The 20,406-nt window shown below is 30.6% G+C and carries 13 protein-coding genes and 1 rRNA gene; 11 read left to right on the top strand and 3 right to left on the bottom strand.

The window, feature by feature from the left end; translation table 11 throughout:
* The 11 genes from rrf to IR151_RS14335 all read left to right on the top strand — a co-directional run.
* Window positions 1-116, top strand: a 5S ribosomal RNA gene (rrf, locus tag IR151_RS14285); the annotation flags it as partial.
* 393 nt (window positions 117-509) lie between these two features.
* Window positions 510-1,580 (top strand): ABC transporter ATP-binding protein, encoded by a 1,071-nt coding sequence (locus IR151_RS14290; protein ID WP_227435543.1) that lies wholly within the window; start codon window positions 510-512, stop codon window positions 1,578-1,580.
* Window positions 1,564-2,433: a carbohydrate ABC transporter permease gene (locus IR151_RS14295; RefSeq protein WP_227435546.1), complete on the top strand. Its 870-nt coding sequence runs from the start codon at window positions 1,564-1,566 to the stop codon at window positions 2,431-2,433. The genes IR151_RS14290 and IR151_RS14295 overlap by 17 nt, the downstream gene beginning before the upstream one ends.
* 43 nt (window positions 2,434-2,476) lie before the next feature.
* Window positions 2,477-3,337, top strand: a complete 861-nt coding sequence (locus IR151_RS14300) for a carbohydrate ABC transporter permease (protein ID WP_227435548.1) — start codon at window positions 2,477-2,479, stop codon at window positions 3,335-3,337.
* Between the two features lie 30 nt (window positions 3,338-3,367).
* Window positions 3,368-4,663 carry an ABC transporter substrate-binding protein gene (locus tag IR151_RS14305; protein ID WP_227435550.1) on the top strand — a complete coding sequence of 432 codons (1,296 nt, stop codon included), beginning with the start codon at window positions 3,368-3,370 and terminating at the stop codon, window positions 4,661-4,663.
* 103 nt (window positions 4,664-4,766) lie between these two features.
* On the top strand, window positions 4,767-6,029 hold the full coding sequence (locus tag IR151_RS14310; protein ID WP_227435553.1) for an alkaline phosphatase family protein: 1,263 nt from the start codon (window positions 4,767-4,769) through the stop codon (window positions 6,027-6,029).
* Between the two features lie 187 nt (window positions 6,030-6,216).
* Window positions 6,217-8,187, top strand: a complete 1,971-nt coding sequence (gene uvrB / locus IR151_RS14315) for an excinuclease ABC subunit UvrB (RefSeq protein ID WP_227435556.1) — start codon at window positions 6,217-6,219, stop codon at window positions 8,185-8,187.
* A gap of 18 nt (window positions 8,188-8,205) precedes the next feature.
* Window positions 8,206-11,031: an excinuclease ABC subunit UvrA gene (gene uvrA, locus IR151_RS14320; RefSeq protein WP_227435565.1), complete on the top strand. Its 2,826-nt coding sequence runs from the start codon at window positions 8,206-8,208 to the stop codon at window positions 11,029-11,031.
* Window positions 11,032-11,294: 263 nt separating this feature from the next.
* The gene (uvrC, locus tag IR151_RS14325) at window positions 11,295-13,112 is read left to right on the top strand and encodes an excinuclease ABC subunit UvrC (RefSeq protein ID WP_227435569.1); all 1,818 of its coding nucleotides are present in this window, start codon (window positions 11,295-11,297) and stop codon (window positions 13,110-13,112) included.
* Complete coding sequence (gene hprK / locus IR151_RS14330) at window positions 13,112-14,041, top strand: HPr(Ser) kinase/phosphatase (protein ID WP_227435572.1); 930 nt, start codon at window positions 13,112-13,114, stop codon at window positions 14,039-14,041. Before uvrC ends, hprK begins: the two co-directional genes overlap by 1 nt.
* A 151-nt stretch (window positions 14,042-14,192) precedes the next feature.
* On the top strand, window positions 14,193-15,983 hold the full coding sequence (locus IR151_RS14335) for a MutS-related protein (RefSeq protein ID WP_227435574.1): 1,791 nt from the start codon (window positions 14,193-14,195) through the stop codon (window positions 15,981-15,983).
* 122 nt (window positions 15,984-16,105) lie between these two features.
* Here the strand turns inward: IR151_RS14335 and IR151_RS14340 are convergent, their stop codons facing one another.
* From IR151_RS14340 to IR151_RS14350, 3 genes are read right to left on the bottom strand one after another with little or no spacing between them, the layout of a single operon-like run.
* Entirely contained in the window at window positions 16,106-17,887 is a 1,782-nt protein-coding gene (locus IR151_RS14340) for an NADH-dependent [FeFe] hydrogenase, group A6 (protein ID WP_227435576.1), read from the bottom strand.
* 22 nt (window positions 17,888-17,909) lie between these two features.
* Window positions 17,910-19,796: an NADH-quinone oxidoreductase subunit NuoF gene (locus tag IR151_RS14345; protein ID WP_227435578.1), complete on the bottom strand. Its 1,887-nt coding sequence runs from the start codon at window positions 19,794-19,796 to the stop codon at window positions 17,910-17,912.
* A 16-nt stretch (window positions 19,797-19,812) separates the two neighbouring features.
* Window positions 19,813-20,310, bottom strand: coding sequence for a complex I 24 kDa subunit family protein (locus IR151_RS14350; protein WP_227435580.1), 498 nt, complete (start codon window positions 20,308-20,310; stop codon window positions 19,813-19,815).
* Window positions 20,311-20,406: the final 96 nt, after the last annotated feature.

A 20,406-nucleotide genomic window follows, 5' to 3' on the forward strand; every position in this document is an offset into this window, starting at 1 on the left:
GTGGTTACAATAGCAGAGAGGATACACCTGTTCCCATTCCGAACACAGAAGTTAAGCTCTCTAGCGCTGATGGTACTTGGTGGGAAACTGCCTGGGAGAGTAGGACGTAGCCACGTAATTTTTTTTGAGTAAATTTATAAAAAATAAAAAATTTTTATTTTTTGTGTTTAGACATGGCAAATTTGGGACATAATATAATTGTAAAACTTAATAGCAAAAATAAATTACTCAATCTCCCCCACTTAAAGGCCTCTATCCCCCATAGAGGTCTTTTTTATTATGTCTAATTTGCTATATCAGTTATTTTATTTATTTTAATTCTATCTTATTAGTCAGTATATTTATTTAAGTTTAGTATAATTTAACAGAAAATATATGTGATTTAACATCTATTTTAATAAATTTACTATATGTTCACTTTGTCTTAATATGTCCTTTACAAATAAAGAGTATTATTAATTTATAAGTAAATCGTATAACTAAACAAAGTATTTTGAGGAGGATAAAAAATGGCAGATATAAGACTAGAAAATGTCACAAAATCTTATGATAAAAAGAACACTGTTATAGAGAACTTGAACCTTACTATAGAAGATGGTTCTTTTACGGTATTGGTAGGCCCAAGTGGCTGTGGAAAATCTACTACACTAAGAATGATTGCTGGGCTTGAAGATATAACTTCAGGTAATTTAAAAATTGAAGAAAATGATGTAACAAGAACTGATGCAAGTAAGAGAGATATAGCTATGGTATTTCAGAATTATGCATTATATCCACATATGACTGTAAAAGAAAATATAGAATTTGGTTTAAAGAATAAAAAAGTTCCAAAAGAAAAAAGAGAAGAACTTATAACAGAGGTTATTGATATAGTTGGATTACAAGAATATTTAAATGTAAAGCCAGGAAATTTGTCTGGAGGACAAAGACAGAGAGTAGCATTAGCTAGAGCAATGGTTAAAAATCCAAAGGTATTTTTAATGGATGAACCATTATCAAATTTAGATGCAAAACTGAGAAATCAAATGAGGACAGAATTAATACAGTTACATCAAAAATTAAAATCTACATTTGTTTATGTAACTCATGACCAAGTCGAAGCAATGTCAATGGCGGATAAAATAGTTATAATGAACAAAGGAAAGATAATGCAAATAGGTTCTCCAAAAAAAATATATCAAGACCCTAAAAATTTGTTTGTGGCACAATTTATCGGAAATCCTTGTATGAACATATTAAATATGAAGGATAATATCAAACTTGGATTTAGGCCTGAAAAAGCTGTATTAGAAAGTATAAATATAGATATAAAAAATGATGATACTTTTAATTTGCTTGGAAAGGTTATAACTAAAGAGGTATTAGGAAACGAAACTATATACTGTTTATCTGTTCTTGACAGTGAAGTAAGGGTTAAAACAGAAAACGATATATTTGATATAGGGAAAACTTTGAAAGTAAATGTATTAGAAAAGGATTTATATTATTTTAATAAAGATGGGCAAAGAATAGATGATATAAAAGAATGTAAGAATATGTATTCTAAAATCAAAGGAGATATTTATGAAAAAGCAATTTAATAAAGCATATTTATACATAACACCTGCAATTATAGGAACTTTACTGTTTATAGTATATCCAATAATTAAGACAATATCGCTGAGTTTCAAATCAGGAAGTCTTCTTAGTTCAACTTTCGAAAATGTAGGATTAAATAATTACACAGAGCTTTTAAAAAATCCAGAGTTTATACAAACTATAACGAATACTGCAATTTATACTTTTTTTATGGTAATTATATCTATATCACTAGCTATAGTACTTGCTGTTTGGTTAAATAAAAACTCTATAATACACAATTTGACACAAAGTATAATCTTTACACCACATGTAATTTCACTAGTATCTGTAGCTGTATTGTGGCTTTGGATTATGGAGCCACAATATGGCTTTTTAAACTGGATACTGTCAACATTGCATTTACCAACATCAAAATGGCTTTCAAGTGAAAGTTCAGCTTTAATGTCATTGATTCTAATAGGAATATGGAAAACTCTTGGATACAATATTTTAATCGTGTTATCAGGTCTTAAATCGATACCAAACTATATATATGAGGCTTCTAAACTAGACAATGCAAACAAGATAACAAATTTCTTTAAGGTAACATTGCCATTATTATCGCCAACAATATTTTTTCTCATGATAACAACAACAACAGCATCATTTCAAGTATTTGACGAAATAAGCATAATGACACAAGGTGGTCCATTAGGTTCAACTAACATGTTATCTTATTATATATATGAGTCTGGATTTATATATTACGATATAGGGCAAGCAAGTGCAGCAAGTATGTTTTTATTAGCCATAGTTATGATTGCTACATATGCTAATTTCAGACTATTATCAAAAAAAGTTCATTATCAATAAATAAAAAATATATATTATAAGGCGTGTTAAAAAGGAGGACAAAATGGACATTATAAGACCTATTAAAAAAGATAAAGCTGATATAAAGAAAATAGTATCAAAATCAATAGAAGTATTAATTCTACTACTTTTATCTGCAATATTTATATTCCCTTTTATATGGATGCTGTCAACATCTTTTAAAAACCCACAAGAAATGATGCAACTACCACCTACAATAATACCAAACGATATAGTACTAGGAAATTATACTACAGCATGGAATTCAGGACCATTTTTTAGATATTTATTAAATAGTATCTTTGTGACAGGTAGTATTTTAATCATACAGTTTTTAGTGATGGTTCCTGCAGCTTATGCATTTTCTAAGATTAAATTTAGAGGTGAGAAGGTATTGTTTGGACTATTACTCATAGGACTTATGATTCCTCCACAAGTAACTTTTTTACCTGTATATATGATGATGAGTAAATTTGGATTTATAAATACATATGTGCCACTTATAATTCCATTTATGACATCTTCATTTGGTATATTTCTGCTTAGACAAAATTTTATGCAGATATCAGATGAGATTATTGAAGCAGCTAAATTAGACAATACTTCGGACTTAAAAATAATGTTTAAAATAATGGTTCCTATGGCAAAACCAGCAGTAATAACATTTATATTATTTAATTTTATATATCATTGGAATAACTATTTCTGGCCTTTAGTAATGACAAATACAGATGCAATAAGAACTTTACCAATCGGAGTAGCTCTTCTTAAATCTTCAGAAGGAATTACTGCATGGAATGTAATAATGGCAGGAAATATAATTTTAATTTTACCAATAATTCTTGTTTATATATTTGCAAATAAAAAAGTAAAAGAAGCTTTTATGTATTCAGGAATAAAATAAAAAGTCAAAAACTAAATTTGGAGGATGGAAATGAAGCTTAAAAGAAAATTAGCAACAGGATTAGCAATAACATTATTATTAGGTTCTTTAGTTGGGTGTTCAAATTCAAATACATCTAAAGGAGAAAAGACAGATAGCAATATTACAAAGATAGATTTCTGGGCACCTTTGGGTGGAACTAATGGTGAAACTGCACAAAAAATGGTTGACCAGTTTAATAGTGAACATAAAGACATACAAGTAAATATGCTAAAACAAAAAGATTACTATGAAAATGCAACAAAATTACAAGCTGCATTAACTTCTAAAGACCAACCAGATGTAACATTATTAGAAATAACTCAAACAGGTACATTTGCATCAGCAGGGGCTTTAGTAGATATGAGTAAATACTTTGATAAGGCATACCAAGAAAGATTTTTTTCTGGTCTTCTAACAAATTCATATTATGAAAATAAGTTTGTTGGTATGCCATTTAATAGAAGTACACCAATACTATACATAAATAAGGATATGGCAGTTAAAGCAGGCCTTGACCCTTCAGGACCAAAGTCATGGGAAGAACTTAAAACATATGCTAGTAAAATGACAAACAAATCAGAAGATACTTATGGATTTGAAACTCCAATAGATATTTGGTTCTATGAAGCTATGGTAATGCAAAGTGGAGGAGAAATAACTGATGGAAAAAAAGTAGCATTCAATAATGAAGCAGGTCAAGCACCAGTTAAATTCTGGCAAGATATGATGAAATCTGGAATAATGAAAATGCCACCTGGTGAAGATTATAATGCTTGGGATGTAGCAAAGCAAGATTTTGTAAATGGTAAAGTTGGTATGATATTTACATCAACAGCAGATTTAGCAGGTCTTATGCAACAAACAGACGGTAAGTTTGAAATATCAACAGCATTTTTACCAAAAAATCAAAAATATGCAACGCCTACAGGGGGAGCAAACTTAGTTATGCTTGAAGGTGGAACAGACAAAGAAAAAGATGCAAGTGCAGAATTTATGGAATGGATGACTCAAACAGATAAAATAGTTCAATTTAGTTCATCAACAGGATATCTGCCAACAACTGAAGATGCAACTAAATCAGAAAAATTACAAACATTGTATAAAGAAAAGCCACAATATAAAGTTGCAACTGACCAATTACAATATGCTGTTGCCCTTCCAATGTTAAATGGATATAAAGAAGCAACTGATAAGTTAATGGATGAGATTAAAAAAGGTCTTACTGATTTAAATGTGGCGCCAAAAGATGCAGTAAGCAAAGGAACTTCTGCAATGCAAGCAGTAATAGACAAGACTAATAAATAATTATAGACAGGTATGAAATGTTGATGAAATATCACCTGTAACATATATAGATTATAGATTGATTGAATGTATCCAATAATATATGAATGAAGAGGTAATGTAAATGACAAAAGTTATAGTATTATCAGTAGATTCTTTATTTGAAAAAGATTTAGAATTTGTAAAGAATCTACCAAATTTTAAATCTATCTTAGAAAATTGTTCTATGGTGAAAAATATAAATTGTGTATATCCAACTTTAACATATCCTTGTCATACAAGTATGGTTACAGGAGTATATCCTAAAAAACATGGAATATATCATAATGAAAAATTTGACCCCAATAAAGAAAATAAAGATTGGTATTGGTATTCAAAAGATATAAAAGTAAAGACAATTATAGATGTAGCAAAGGACAATAATCTGACTACTTCTAGTATCTTATGGCCTGTAATGGGTGCAAATCCAAATATAGATTATAATATTGCAGAGATATGGGCTCCTAATAGAGAAGATGACCCAAGAGAAATTTTTGAAAAAAGTTCAAGTAAGGTTATAATGGATAGTATTTATGATAGACATTGTCACTATATTGATTGGAAATTAGAGCCTAATATGGATTTGTTTGGAGTAAATTGTGCTATAGATGTAATAAAAGAATATAATCCAGATTTAATGTTAATACATCTAGCAACTTTGGACCATACACGACATAACCATGGTTTGTTTAATGAAAAAGTAAATGAAGCCTTGAAAATGAATGATAAATGGTTAGGAGATATAATTCAAGCTACAAAGGATGCAGGTACATATGAAGATACAAATTTTATAATACTTGGAGACCATGGTCATCTTAGAGTTGATAAAGTTGTAAATCCAAATGTTTTACTTAAATCACATGGATTTATAACAGTAGAAAATGGAGTAGTTAAGAATTTTGATGCCTATGTAAATTCGTCAGGTATATCAGCACAGATAATAGTAAATAACCAAAATAGATTAGAAGAGTTGAGAGTATTGCTTGAAGAGTTTAAAGAAGAATTATTTATAGAGAATATATTTACCAGAGAAGAAGCATCCAATCTTGGACTTGAAGGCGACTTTGAAATGGTAATTGAAGGAATTGAAGGAATTTCATTTGGAAATGATTTAGAAGGAAATATTATAAAGGATTCTGATATAAAAGATTACAAGTTTGCTGTTGCTACACATGGTCATTTACCTACTAAGGGGAATAGACCTCCGTTTATAGCTTTTGGACCTAAAATAAAAACAGGCGTAGTAGAGGAAGAAGGCGACTTAAGAGCTCATGCAGCAACTATATTAAGACTATTCGATTTGAAGCTAGACGGAGTTGAAAAAGAAGCATTTGATTTCATTATATAAACTGGATAAAGTATTTATTTTCCATTACTTATAGACTTCTATTATAAAGATAGAAGTCTTTTTTTATATTTTAGATTTAAGTAAAATTTAAATGGGTAAAATATTTAAAATAACTGAAACAATTCTAGAAAGGTATGATATAATAATACATGTTAGGAACTAATGTTCGAAAAGAAGGAGTGATACTATGGATTTTAAAATAAAGTCAGACTTCAAACCAACAGGTGACCAACCAGAAGCTATTAAATCAATAGTGGATTCTATAAATAGAAATGAAAAATTTTCGACATTGTTAGGTGTAACAGGTTCAGGAAAAACATTCACAATGGCAAATATAATACAACAAGTTAAAAAACCTACCCTAATAATGGCTCATAATAAAACACTAGCAGCACAACTTTATAGTGAGTTTAAAGAATTTTTCCCAGACAATGCAGTTGAATATTTTGTAAGTTACTATGATTACTATCAACCAGAGGCATATGTAGCTCACAGTGACACTTATATAGAAAAAGATGCAAGTATAAATGACGAAATAGATAAACTTCGACATTCTGCTACAGCATCTATTTTAGAAAGAAGAGATACTATAATAATATCTTCAGTATCTTGTATATATGGTTTGGGGGACCCAAAAGATTATAAAGAACTTATGTTATCTATAAGACCTGGTATGCAGAAGGATAGAGATGATGTAATAAAAAGGTTAATAGAGATACAATATGAAAGAAATGATATAAATTTTACAAGAGGGACTTTTAGAGTTAGAGGAGATATATTAGAAATATTTCCAGCTAGCAATGATGAAAAAGCAATAAGAATAGAGTTCTTTGGTGATGAAATAGATAGAATAACAGAAATTGATTATGTAACAGGAAAGATTGTTGGGACAAGAAATCATGTTGTTATCTTCCCCGCATCTCACTATGTAACAACACCAGAAAGAATTGAAAATGCAATTGTTCAAATTGAAGATGAACTTCAACAACAAATTGAGACTTTTAAAGAAAATGATAGGCTTTTAGAAGCACAACGGATTGAGCAAAGAACGAAGTATGACATAGAAATGTTAAAGGAGATAGGGTTTTGTCAGGGGATAGAAAACTACTCAAGGCATATTACTGGAAGAGACGAAGGAGAAAGACCATATACATTAATGGATTTCTTTCCAGATGATTATTTGATAATTGTAGATGAGGCACATGTTACTATTCCGCAAGTAAGAGGAATGTACGCAGGAGATAGATCAAGAAAAACATCTCTTATAGAAAATGGATTTAGATTACCTTCTGCACTTGATAATAGACCGTTAAATTTTCAAGAATTTGAAGGAAACATAAATCAAATATTGTTTGTAAGTGCTACACCAGGTCCTTATGAAATTCGACATTCTGAGACTATAGCTGAACAGATAATAAGACCAACAGGTCTTTTAGACCCAATTGTAGAAGTAAGACCTATAAATAATCAGATAGATAATTTAGTAGGGGAAATAACTAAAACAATAGAAAAAAATGAAAGAGTGCTTATAACCACTTTAACTAAAAAAATGAGTGAAGATTTAACTAATTACCTTAAAGAAATAGGAATAAAAGTTAAATATCTACATTCAGATATAGTTACATTAGAAAGAACAGAGATAATAAGAGACTTAAGACTGGGAAAATTTGATGTACTTGTAGGAATAAATTTACTTAGAGAAGGTCTAGATATACCAGAAGTTTCACTTATAGCAATTTTAGATGCAGACAAAGAAGGTTTCTTACGTTCCGAAACAGCATTAATACAAACTATTGGACGTGCAGCTAGAAATGAAAATGGAAGAGTTATTATGTATGCTGATAGGATAACTGATTCAATGCAAAATGCTATTGATGAGACAAAAAGAAGAAGAGCTATACAGAATTTATATAATGAAGAACACAACATAACTCCTAAGACTATACAAAAAAGTGTAAGAGATAGTATAGAAGCAACTAAGGTTGCAGAGGAAGAAGTTGTCTATGGAATAACTGATACAGATGATAAAGAAGAGATAAAAGATAATATAGAAAAATTAAAATCAGAGATGATGGAAGCTGCTCAAAACTTACAATTTGAGAGAGCGGCAGAATTAAGAGATAAGGTAAAACAGTTGGAAGAAAAATTGGAAAAATAGAAAGGTAAAAACAAGGTTATGGAAGATAAAATTATAATAAGAGGAGCAAAAGAGCATAATTTAAAAAATGTAGATTTAGAGTTACCAAGAGATAAGTTTATAGTTTTTACAGGATTGTCTGGTTCTGGAAAGTCATCTTTGGCATTTGATACGATATATGCAGAAGGCCAAAGAAGATATGTAGAGAGTTTGTCTGCTTATGCTAGACAGTTTTTAGGGCAAATGGAAAAGCCAAATGTAGAATATATTGAAGGTCTATCACCAGCTATTTCAATAGATCAGAAGACTACTTCAAAGAATCCACGTTCTACAGTTGGAACAGTAACAGAAATATATGACTATTTGAGATTGTTATTTGCAAGAGTAGGCGATGTATATTGTCCTACATGTGGTGAAAAAATAAGTCAAATGACTATTCAAGAAATAGTTGATAAAATGCTAGATTTTCCAGATAGAACTAAGTTGCAAATACTTTCGCCAATTGTTAGAGGTCAAAAAGGTACACATAAAAAGGTCTTAGATAATATTAAAAAAGAAGGATTTGTAAGAGTTAGAGTTGATGGGGAAAACTATGAAGTAAGTGATGATATTGTTTTAACTAAAAACCAAAAACACAGTATAGAAGTAGTAGTGGATAGAATAGTAGTCAAAGATGGAATAGAATCTAGACTTGCAGATTCAATTGAAACTGCGGTTAAACTATCAGATGGTCTTGTAATAGCTCAAATAATAGATGGAGAAGAGATTCTTTTCTCAACTAAATTTGCATGTCCAGAACATGGAATTGGGATAGAAGAATTATCTCCAAGAATGTTTTCATTTAATGCTCCTTTTGGAGCTTGTGATGTTTGTAATGGTCTTGGGGAAAGTAAAGAAGTTGACCCAGAACTAGTTGTACCAAATAAAGATTTATCAATAAAACAAGGTGCAGTGGCTGCTTGGGGTTCAACAGGTGTCAACGACGATACTTATTATAGCAAAATGATAAAAAGTTTAGCAGAGCATTTTAAGGTATCTCTGACAACTCCATTTAAAGATTTACCAGAAGATTTTGTTCAAGAGTTACTTTATGGTAAGGATAATATAATGGTAGAGTTTGTTTATGAATCAAAATTTGGAGGAACTAGAAATTATAAATCATATTTTGAAGGAGTAGTAGTAAACTTAGAGAGAAGATACAAAGAAACTAACTCAGAGTATATGAGAGACAAAATTGAAGAATATATGGCAGAAAGACCTTGTCCAAAATGTAAGGGATTGAGACTTAAAAAAGAGGTTTTATCTGTTTTAGTTGATGGAAAAAATATAATGGAAGTAACAAACTTATCTGTTAACGAATTGATAGATTTTATGGAAAATGTAACTCTTACAGAAAAGCAAAGATTTATAGCTCATGAAATTATAAAAGAGATAAAGGGAAGAGCTAAGTTTTTAAGAGATGTTGGTCTTGATTATTTGAATTTATCAAGAAAAGCTGGAACTCTTTCAGGAGGAGAAGCGCAACGTATAAGATTAGCAACTCAAATCGGTTCAGCATTAGTTGGAGTGTTATATGTGCTTGATGAGCCAAGTATAGGTCTTCATCAAAGAGATAATGACAGACTTATAGGCACTCTTAGGCATCTAACAGATTTAGGAAATACTTTAATTGTCGTAGAACATGATGAAGATACAATGAGAGAAGCTGATTATGTTATAGACATTGGACCTGGTGCAGGTATACATGGTGGTGAGATAGTTGCACAAGGAACTTTAGATGAAATAATAGAAAATGAAAACTCAATAACAGGTCAGTACTTAAGTGGAAAAAAACAAATATTAGTTCCTGAGACTACTAGAGAAGGAAATGGAAGTTTTATAGAAGTAATCAAAGCATCAGAAAATAACCTAAAAAATATTGATGTAAAATTGCCATTAGGTAAGTTTACATGTATAACAGGTGTTTCAGGTTCTGGGAAAAGTACACTAATAAATGACATACTTTATAAAGGTGTTGCAAGTAAAGTGAATAGACTAAAACAAAGAGCTGGTAAGCACAAAGAAATAAAAGGAATTGAAAATATAGATAAGGTTATAAATATTGACCAAAGTCCAATTGGAAGAACACCTCGTTCAAATCCAGCTACTTATACAGGGGTATTTGATTTTATAAGGGATATTTTTGCTGCTACTAATGAAGCTAAAGCAAGAGGATATAAAAAGGGAAGATTTAGTTTTAATGTAAAAGGTGGTAGATGTGAAGCTTGTAAAGGTGATGGAATAATAAAAATAGAGATGCACTTTCTACCAGATGTATATGTTCCTTGTGAGGTTTGTAAGGGTGAAAGATACAATAGGGAAACATTACAAGTAAAATACAAAGATAAAACTATATCTGATATACTAGATATGAATGTAGAAGAAGCTGTTGAGTTTTTTGAAAATATACCAAACATAAAAAGAAAGCTGGATACATTGATGGATGTAGGTCTTTCATACATTAAATTAGGACAGCCTTCAACTCAATTGTCTGGAGGAGAAGCACAACGTATAAAATTAGCATCAGAACTTAGTAAAAGACCAACAGGAAAGACTTTATATATATTAGATGAACCTACTACAGGACTTCATATGGCAGATGTAGATAAGCTAATTCACGTATTACAAAGATTAGCAGATACAGGAAATACAATTATAGTTATAGAACATAATCTAGATGTTATAAAGACTTGTGATTATGTAATAGACCTAGGCCCAGAGGGTGGAGATAAAGGTGGAACTATAGTTGCAACTGGAACACCAGAAGAAGTATCTAAAGTTGAAGGGTCTTATACAGGTCAATTCTTAAGTAAATATTTCTCTTAGGTTATATAAACTGTGTAAAATTTTAACTGTAAATATATAAAAATAAGTTGCAAATATTAGAAGTAAATAAATTAAAAATAAATTGTAGATAATTACCAAACATAAAGTCCATATTGTTCTTCGTATTTGAGATTGCTTTTAAATCAATTATAGAAGATGATATGGACTTTAACTTGTGTACAATGCTGGAAATTGAATAACTTTTTAATTTTCACATTTTAGGGTATAATTTTAATATAAAACTTAATGTTTTGGAGGGCGATATGTTTGATATACAAGACCACTTAAAAAAATTACCTTCTGAGCCTGGTGTATATTTAATGAAGGATAAATACGACCATATAATATATGTGGGAAAAGCCATATCTCTAAAAAATAGAGTAAGGCAGTATTTTCAATCTTCAAAAAACCATACATCTAAAGTAAAATCTATGGTTAAGAATATATATAAATTTGAATACATTATAACAGATTCAGAGTTGGAAGCATTAATACTTGAATGTAATTTAATAAAAAGATATAGACCAAAGTATAATGTGTTACTTAGAGATGATAAAACTTACCCATATATTAAGGTGACTACAAATGAAGATTATCCAAGGATTTTAAAGGTTAGAAGGGTTCTTAAAGATAAAGCAAAGTATTTTGGACCATATACTAATATAACTGCGGTAAATGATACTTTAGACCTTATAAACAGTACCTATCCAATAAGAAGTTGTAAAATTGACATAGAAAAAGCGATAAAAAATAAAACAAGACCTTGTTTAAACTTACACATAAATAAGTGCTTAGGACCTTGTACAGGAAATGTATCCAAAGAAGAATATGGAAAGATGATAGAAGAAATTATAATGTGTCTATCGGGGAAAGAAGAAAAGTTGATGGAGCTCTTAAAAGAAAAGATGAATGAGAGTTCTATGAATTTTAGATTTGAAGAAGCAGCTATATATAGAGATAAAATAAAGAGTCTTGAAGAAATGATACAAAAACAAAAAATAGATGCTACTGTAACCGATTTAAATCAGGATGTAGTTGCGATGGCAAGAGCTCATAATGAAGCCTGTGTACAAGTATTTTTTATTAGAAATGGTAAGATTGTTGGGAGAGAACACTTTATACTAGAAGGGGTAATGGATAGCCCAAGAGCTTCTATATTGAGTTCATTTGTAAAACAATTTTACAATGAGCAAGAATATATACCTAAAGAACTAATTATAGAAGATGAGATAGAAGACAGTTGTATATTAGAAGAATGGCTATCGTCTAAAAAAGGGCAAAAAGTAACAATAAGAGTACCACAAAAAGGAGAGAAAAAAAGCCTAGTTGAAATGGTGAGAAAAAATGCAGTAGAGTACCTTGAAAAATTTTCTGATATGAACAAAAGGAAATATGAAAAAAGTATTGGAGCATTAGAAGAATTAAAACGATTGTTAAACTTAGAAAAATTGCCAATAAGAATAGAGTCTTTTGATATATCAAATATACAAGGAGTAGATTCAATTGGTTCTATGGTAGTCTATACAAATGCTAAAAAAGATAAAAAAGAGTATAGAAGATATAAAATAAAAACAGTCATTGGACCTAATGATTATGATTCCATGGCTGAAATTGTAGATAGAAGATTGAAACATGGAAATTTACCTGATCTTATATTGTTGGATGGAGGAAAGGGACAGGTTAGCGCTGTAAAAAAAGTATTAGAACTTAATGATGTAGACATACCACTTTGGGGAATGTACAAAGACGATAAGCATAGGACTAAAGGGTTAATATGTAAAGAAAAAGAAATCGAGTTGGATAAGACAACTAGTTTATATAGATTTATTGCTAGTATACAAGAAGAAGTTCATAATTATGCAATAACATATCATAGAAGTCTAAGAAATAAAGCTTTGACAAAATCTATCTTAGATGATATACAAGGGATAGGTGAAAAAAGAAAAAAAGCACTGATGAGTCATTTTAAAGATGTAGAAGCCATAAAAGAAGCTACTTTTGAAGAACTTTTAGAAGTAGAAGGAATGAATAAAAGCATTGCAGAGAATGTTTATAATTTTTTTAGGAAGGAAGAAAATTGATGGAAACTAGCAATAAAGTATCAATAAGAGAAATAATAAAAGATTTAAAACTTAAAGTAGTATACATGCCTGATGATGTAGATTATTATGTATACTCTCAAGATATAAATAGACCAGGTTTACAATTTGCAGGATATTTTGATTACTTTGCATATGAGAGAATACAAATAGTTGGAAAAACAGAATATAATTTCTTTGGATTGATGGATAATGAAATTCGAGAAGAGGTACTAAATAGATTTTTCTCATATGAAATACCAGCTTTAATAATTTCTAGAGATTTAGAAATAAAACCAGATGTGATTGAAAAGGCTAAAAAGTATAAGAGAATACTTTTAAGTACAAACAGAAACACAACTAGACTTATAAATAGATTATCAAACTACTTAGATAATAAGTTAGCACCACATACAACGATTCATGGAGTTTTAGTTGATATTTATGGTATAGGTGTTTTGATAAAGGGAGAGAGTAGTATAGGAAAGTCAGAAACAGCATTAGAACTAATTCAGAGAGGTAATAGATTAGTTGCAGATGATGCTGTAGAAATAAGAAAATTAGATGAAAGTATGTTGATGGGTCAGTCTCCTGAATTAATAAGACATTTCCTAGAGATAAGAGGAATAGGTATAATAGACGTCAGAAGTCTATATGGTGTAGGAGCTATCAAAAATTCTAAAATGATAGATTTAGTAGTACATTTAGAAGCTTGGGATGAAAATAAGTATTATGATAGGCTTGGATTAGATAAAGAATATGAAGAAATACTTGGTGTTAATGTAGAGAAGTTAGTTGTTCCTGTAAAGCCTGGAAGAAATACTGCTATGATACTAGAAGTAGCAGCAATGAATTTTAGACAAAGAGGAATGGGGTATGATGCAGCTCAAGAATTTACTAAGAAACTATCAAAACTTATTGATACTAAGTAATAGAGAGTGCATATAAAATAAAATTGTATAGAATAGTTATAAAATATATATTATATAATTGGAGTTTAAATTAGCTTTTAAGGTTATTAGTTTAAATTTAATACTATATTTAAATTTATTATATGATAAGGAAGTTGGAGTCTTTATGGGAATGAACTATTTTAGTAAGCTTTTAGAAAGTACTACTGAAAAAGAACTGCTCTTAAATAAAAAATCAAATAATATAAGTACAGCTAGATTAATATCTTTTTTAATATTGATAGCGGGATTTGCTATTGGATTTTACAATAAAAATATAGTAGGTATTTTTGTTGGAATTGTAGCATTGATTCTATTTATTTCACTTTTAGTTATTCATAATAAAATAAAAGAGGAAGAATCGTATTTTAAGAGTAAGTGTGAAGTGCTGGATAAGTATGTTAAGAGATTTGGTGATGAGTGGAAAGAATTCAAAATAGATGGAAAAGAATATATACAAGAAGAAAATTCACAAGCAAAAGATTTAGACTTATTTGGAAGAGCATCACTATATCAGTATATTTGTATAGCTAATACATCCTATGGAAAGAAGTCTTTAGCTAAGTCCTTATGGAATGAAAATCCAAACGATAATATAATCCTAGAAAGACAAACAGCAGTAAAAGAGCTATTATCAAAACAGGATTTTTCTATCCATATTCAGACCTTGAGTAATATAATTGGTAAGGAACAAAAAACCAACTCTGATGGAAGTATAGAGTCATTTATAGAGTATGGAGAAGATAAAAAAGTATATATACCTAAGTGGATGCATGTTTTTACTTGGGGTTTGCCTACTGCAACAATACTATCTTTTATATTTTTTATATTAGGGTTTTTGCCTATGCTACCTGTTTTTTTACTTTTTGTACTTCAGCTAGGATTTGGTGGGTTTGGGAATACAAAGCTTATGCAGACTTTATCCCCATTATTCTCATTTAGTAGAAGTATACAAGTATATGAAAAGATGTTTGAAGTTTTAGAGAAAGAGACATTTGAAAGCCCATATTTAAAAGAATTACAAGCAAAACTTTCTAAAGGTAATGGTGTTTCAAAAGGTATTAAACAGCTGAACTCAATAGGTAATGCAGTAAACTTAAGATATAATCAAATAGTTTATATACTTGCTTGTGGTGTTCTTATGTGGAATTATCACTGTGCAGAATCTCTAGAAAGATGGAAAAGTGTCTATGGAAATCAAATTAGAGGATGGCTTGAATCTATTGGAGAGTTTGAAGCTTTGATAAGTTTAACTATTATTGGTCAAGTAAAAGAAAATACATGTTTTCCAATAATAAAAAGCGAAAGTATTCCAAAGTTAGAAGTTGAAGAAGTATACCATCCATTAATAGCAGAGAAAAGTGTTGTAGCAAATTCAATAAAATTAAATTCTCAAACCTGTATCATTACAGGTTCAAATATGTCAGGGAAGACGACATTTTTAAGAAGTATTGGTGTAAATTTAGTATTGGCGTATGCAGGTGCTCCAGTATGTGCTAAAAATTTTGATGCCACATGTATGTATATATTTACATCTATGAGAATACAAGATGATGTAAGCCAAGGTATATCAACTTTTTATGCTGAAATTCTCAGAATAAAATCAATGATTCAATATAGTATAAAAGAATTACCGATGTTAGTTTTAGTTGATGAGATTTTTAAAGGAACTAACTCTGCTGATAGAATTATTGGAGCAAGTGAGGCAGTAAAGAAACTATCAAAGCCATGGATTATAAGTATGGTTACAACACATGATTTTGAGTTATGTGACCTTTCAAGTGGTGGAGATGTAGAGATTGTAAACTACCATTTTTCAGAGTACTATGTTGATGATAAAATCTATTTTGACTATGCCATAAAAGATGGAAGATGTAAGACTACAAATGCAAAACAGCTTATGAAAATGGCAGGGATACTTTAAGAAAGATAAGCGTAGAAATGTAGCTTATTATGATTAAAATAGAAAGGATTGTATAAAGTACTTAAAAGCACTTTATACAATCCTTTTATTTGAGAATATTTTAGTTTTCAATTTGTTAAAATTTATTTAGCTTCTTCACAAGCACATTCTTTTGGACATTCTTCATAAATACAACTCTTATCAAAGTAATGAGTATGAAGGTATTTATGAGCTACATCGCTATTTGGATCTCCAAAGAAGTCTTTATAAATAGCTTGTAAGTCAGGATTTTCATGAGACTTACGAATAGCCTTATTTCTATCTATCTCATACAATGCATTAGCACGTCTATCAATTATATCAGTATTACCATGATGGTAAGGTTGACCAGCTCCTCCAACACATCCACCAGGGCATGCCATAACTTCTATGATATGGTATTTACATTCTCCACTTCTAACTTTATCCATCATTTTTCTAGCATTTTTAAGTGTATTTACAATACATACATTGACTGTAGTTCCATCAACATCTATACTTGCTTCTCTGATTCCCTTAAGCCCTCTAACATTAGTAAAGTTTACATTATCTAAAGTTTTGTTAGTTATCTTTTCATATGAAGTACGTAGAGCAGCTTCTAAAACTCCACCACTTGCTCCAAATATAGACGCAGCACCAGTAGATTTTCCTAATGGATTATCAAAATCCTGGTCTTGAAGATTAGGTAAATCAATAGCAGCTTCTTTTATCATCTTAGCTAGCTCTCTAGTAGTTATAGAAAGGTCAACATCTAATATTCCAGATTCACTTAATTCTTCTCTTGAAGCTTCATACTTCTTAGCTACACAAGGCATTACAGATACAACATAAAGGTCATCTGGATTAATTCCTAGTATTTTAGGTGCATAGTAATTCTTAGCTATAGAACCAAACATACCTTGAGGAGATTTACAGCTAGATGCTAGATTTAATTGGTCTGGATAATTGTGTTCTAAGAAGTTTACCCATGCAGGGCAACAGCTTGTTAATATAGGTAGATTTTCACCTTTTTGAATTCTTTCTATAAATTCAGTAGCTTCTTCCATTATAGTGAAGTCTGCACCAAAGTTTGTATCGAATACATGCTCAAACCCAAGTGCTTTTAAAGCAGCAACCATTTTTCCTGTAGATATTGAACCTGGTTCTAATCCAAACTCTTCACCAATAGCAACTCTTACAGCAGGGGCAACTTGCACTACTATAGTTTTTTCTTTTTTATTTAAAACATCCCATAGTTTAGGAACATTATCTACTTCTGTTAACGCTCCAGTTGGACAGACAGAAATACATTGGCCACAGAATGTACACTCTGTTTCAACCATATCAGCATTAAAAAATGTACTAACTAAAGTATTAAATCCACGATTAACTCCAGATAATGCTCCAACTGTTTGGATATCATTACATACAGTTTCACATCTTCTGCATAATATACATTTAGAATGGTCTTTAACTAAAGATTTAGTAGAGGTATCTTTACCTGCAAAAGACTTAGAACCTTGATATCTTATCTTTCTTACTCCTAAATCAGCAGCTATAGTTTGTAATTCACAGTCTCCATTTTTTTCACATATAAAGCAATCTTGTGGATGGTCTGATAATAGTAACTCAACAATAGTTCTACGAGCATTTAATGCTTTAGCACTATTAGTTTGAACTCTCATACCTTCCTTTATAACTGTTCCACAAGCTGGAACTAAACCTCTCTCTGTCTCAACCATACAAACACGACAAGAAGCACAAGTATCAAGCTTATCTATCTCATTCATATGTAAATGACAAAGGTTATGTATTTTTATATTTATTAGTTTTGCAGCATCTAAGATAGAAGTTCCACTAGGTGCTGAAACATGTTTGCCATTGATAGTTAAATTAACTAAACTCATTGTTATTCCTCCTCCAAATAAGTTATTTCTTGATTATAGCATTAAATGTACAATTATCTATACAAGCACCACATTTTAGACACTTAGAAGTATCTATTGTATGTTGTTCTTTAACAGAACCTGTTATACAACCAGCAGGACACACTCTAGAACATTTTGTACAACCCTTACAAGCATCTGTTATGAAGTAAGAAAGTAAGTTTTGACATTTGCCAGCAGGACATTTCTTATCTACAACATGTGCTATATACTCATCTTTGAAATATTGAAGAGTACTTAAAACAGGGTTTGGAGCAGCTTTACCAAGACCACATAATGAAGCAGTTTGTATAGTTTCAGCAAGGTTTTCTAGGTCGTCTAAATCTTGTAGAGTACCATTACCTTCTGTAATTTTAGTTAATATTTCTAATAATCTCGTAGTACCTATACGACAAGGTGTACATTTACCACAAGATTCTTCAACAGTAAACTCAAGGAAGAATTTGGCTATATCTACCATACAGTCAGATTCATCAAGAACAAGCATACCACCAGAACCCATCATTGAGCCTATAGAGCTTAATGAACCAAAATCTATAGGTATATCTAAATGTTCAGTTGGTATACATCCACCAGACGGTCCACCTGTTTGAACTGCCTTGAAGTTTTTGCCTTCAGGAATTCCTCCACCAATTTCAAATACAATATCTCTTAAAGTAGTACCCATTGCAACTTCAACAAGACCTACATTTTCTACTTTTCCACCAAGAGCAAAAACTTTAGTACCACTAGAATCATCAGTACCTAAGTTAGCAAACCAGTCTCCACCCTTAAGTATGATTGCTGGAATATTAGCAAAAGTTTCAACATTGTTTAAGCAAGTAGGAGATTTCCATAATCCACTTTTAGAAGAACTATAAGTCTTCATTCTAGGTTCACCACGTCTACCTTCAATTGAATGCATTAAAGCTGTACCTTCACCACAAACGAAAGCTCCTGCACCGTATTTTAATTCTAATTTGAAGTTAAATCCAGTACCTAAGATATTTTCACCAAGTAAGCCATGTGCTTCAGCTTGAGCTATAGCTACTTTTAGTCTTTCTATAGATTTTGGATATTCAGCTCTTATATATATGTACCCTGTATCAGAACCTATAGCATATCCACATATTGCCATAGCTTCTAGTACACTATGAGGGTCTCCTTCAAGTACAGATCTATCCATGAATGCACCAGGGTCTCCTTCATCAGCATTACAGACAACGAATTTTTTATCAGTTGGGCCAGCAGGATTCTTTGAAGCAGCTTCCCATTTAGAACCTGTAGGGAATCCAGCTCCTCCTCTACCACGAAGACCAGAAGTCTTTACTTCTGCAATAACTTCTTGAGGAGTAAGAGTCGTTAAACATTTACCTAGAGCTAAATAACCATCATTAGCAATATAATCCTCTAAACTATCTGGGTCTATAAGCCCACAATTCTTTAGAGCTATACGTAATTGTTTTTTGTAGAAAGACATTTCTTCTTGTGCTTCTACTTTTTTATTTAAAGATTCTTCTTCATATAATAATTCCTCAACAACTGTATTTCTAATTAAGTGATTTTGAACTATCTTTTCAGCATCAGATGGTTCAACTTTCACGTAGAAAACGTTATCAGGATAAACTTTTACGATAGGACCTTGAGCACAGAAACCAAAACAACCTGTTAAACGAACATCAACCTTGTCTTGTATTCCTGATTTTTTTATTTCATTTTCTAACTCACTAACTATTTCCATACTGTTTGAAGATGTACATCCAGTATCACAACAAACAAGTAATTCTCTTCTTAATACATTTTCCTTAGAATAATTTTTTCTTAGGCTAAGACTAGGTTTTAGCTCATCAGCTAAAACTTTTAATTCATCAAATGAATTTACTTTACGCATTATTTATTCACCCCTCTTAACAATTCAATTCTAATTCTCTATAAGTATCCAATATTTCGCTTACTTGATCTGGTTTTACTTTACCATAAACTTTACCATTTACAGTAACAACTGGAGCTAAACCACATGCCCCCAAACATCTTAAACCTTCTAAAGAAAATTTAAAATCACTAGTAGTTTCTCCAACTTTTATACCAAGCTGTTTTTCAAAAGCACTTAATATCTTATCAGCACCTTTTACAAAACATACAGTACCTAGACAGACACTTATTTTATACTTACCTACAGGTTCTGTAGTGAAATAAGAATAGAATGTAACAACCCCATATACCTTTGCAGGAGCTACTCCAAGTCTTTTAGCAACATGAAGTTGTACTTCTTTTGGAAGATATCCAAATATACCTTGAGCTTCATGTAGAACTTGTATCAAAGCACCTTCCTTTGTTGCAAGAGAGTCAATAAATATATCTAATTCGTCAAATAACTGCTTGTTGTGTGAAATAAAATCGCACATAACAAATCCCCCTTTTCTTTTTAAAGTTATTATTTTTCATAAAATAATTAACCATGAGTTGACACCAATATTATGTTGGTGAACAAAACCAAAACA

Origin of the sequence: Clostridioides sp. ES-S-0006-03, from assembly GCF_020662275.1 — a bacterium.
Taxonomy (GTDB): domain Bacteria; phylum Bacillota; class Clostridia; order Peptostreptococcales; family Peptostreptococcaceae; genus Clostridioides.

Excerpts from the sequence above, each read along its gene's own strand:
- IR151_RS14290 (WP_227435543.1), top strand. The coding sequence starts at position 510 with ATGGCAGATATAAGACTAGAAAATGTCACAAAATCTTATGATAAAAAG.
- IR151_RS14295 (WP_227435546.1), top strand. The coding sequence starts at position 1,564 with ATGAAAAAGCAATTTAATAAAGCATATTTATACATAACACCTGCAATT.
- IR151_RS14300 (WP_227435548.1), top strand. The coding sequence starts at position 2,477 with ATGGACATTATAAGACCTATTAAAAAAGATAAAGCTGATATAAAGAAA.
- IR151_RS14305 (WP_227435550.1), top strand. The coding sequence starts at position 3,368 with ATGAAGCTTAAAAGAAAATTAGCAACAGGATTAGCAATAACATTATTA.
- IR151_RS14310 (WP_227435553.1), top strand. The coding sequence starts at position 4,767 with ATGACAAAAGTTATAGTATTATCAGTAGATTCTTTATTTGAAAAAGAT.
- uvrB (WP_227435556.1), top strand. The coding sequence starts at position 6,217 with ATGGATTTTAAAATAAAGTCAGACTTCAAACCAACAGGTGACCAACCA.
- uvrA (WP_227435565.1), top strand. The coding sequence starts at position 8,206 with ATGGAAGATAAAATTATAATAAGAGGAGCAAAAGAGCATAATTTAAAA.
- uvrC (WP_227435569.1), top strand. The coding sequence starts at position 11,295 with ATGTTTGATATACAAGACCACTTAAAAAAATTACCTTCTGAGCCTGGT.
- hprK (WP_227435572.1), top strand. The coding sequence starts at position 13,112 with ATGGAAACTAGCAATAAAGTATCAATAAGAGAAATAATAAAAGATTTA.
- IR151_RS14335 (WP_227435574.1), top strand. The coding sequence starts at position 14,193 with ATGAACTATTTTAGTAAGCTTTTAGAAAGTACTACTGAAAAAGAACTG.
- IR151_RS14340 (WP_227435576.1), bottom strand. The coding sequence starts at position 17,887 with ATGAGTTTAGTTAATTTAACTATCAATGGCAAACATGTTTCAGCACCT.
- IR151_RS14345 (WP_227435578.1), bottom strand. The coding sequence starts at position 19,796 with ATGCGTAAAGTAAATTCATTTGATGAATTAAAAGTTTTAGCTGATGAG.
- IR151_RS14350 (WP_227435580.1), bottom strand. The coding sequence starts at position 20,310 with ATGTGCGATTTTATTTCACACAACAAGCAGTTATTTGACGAATTAGAT.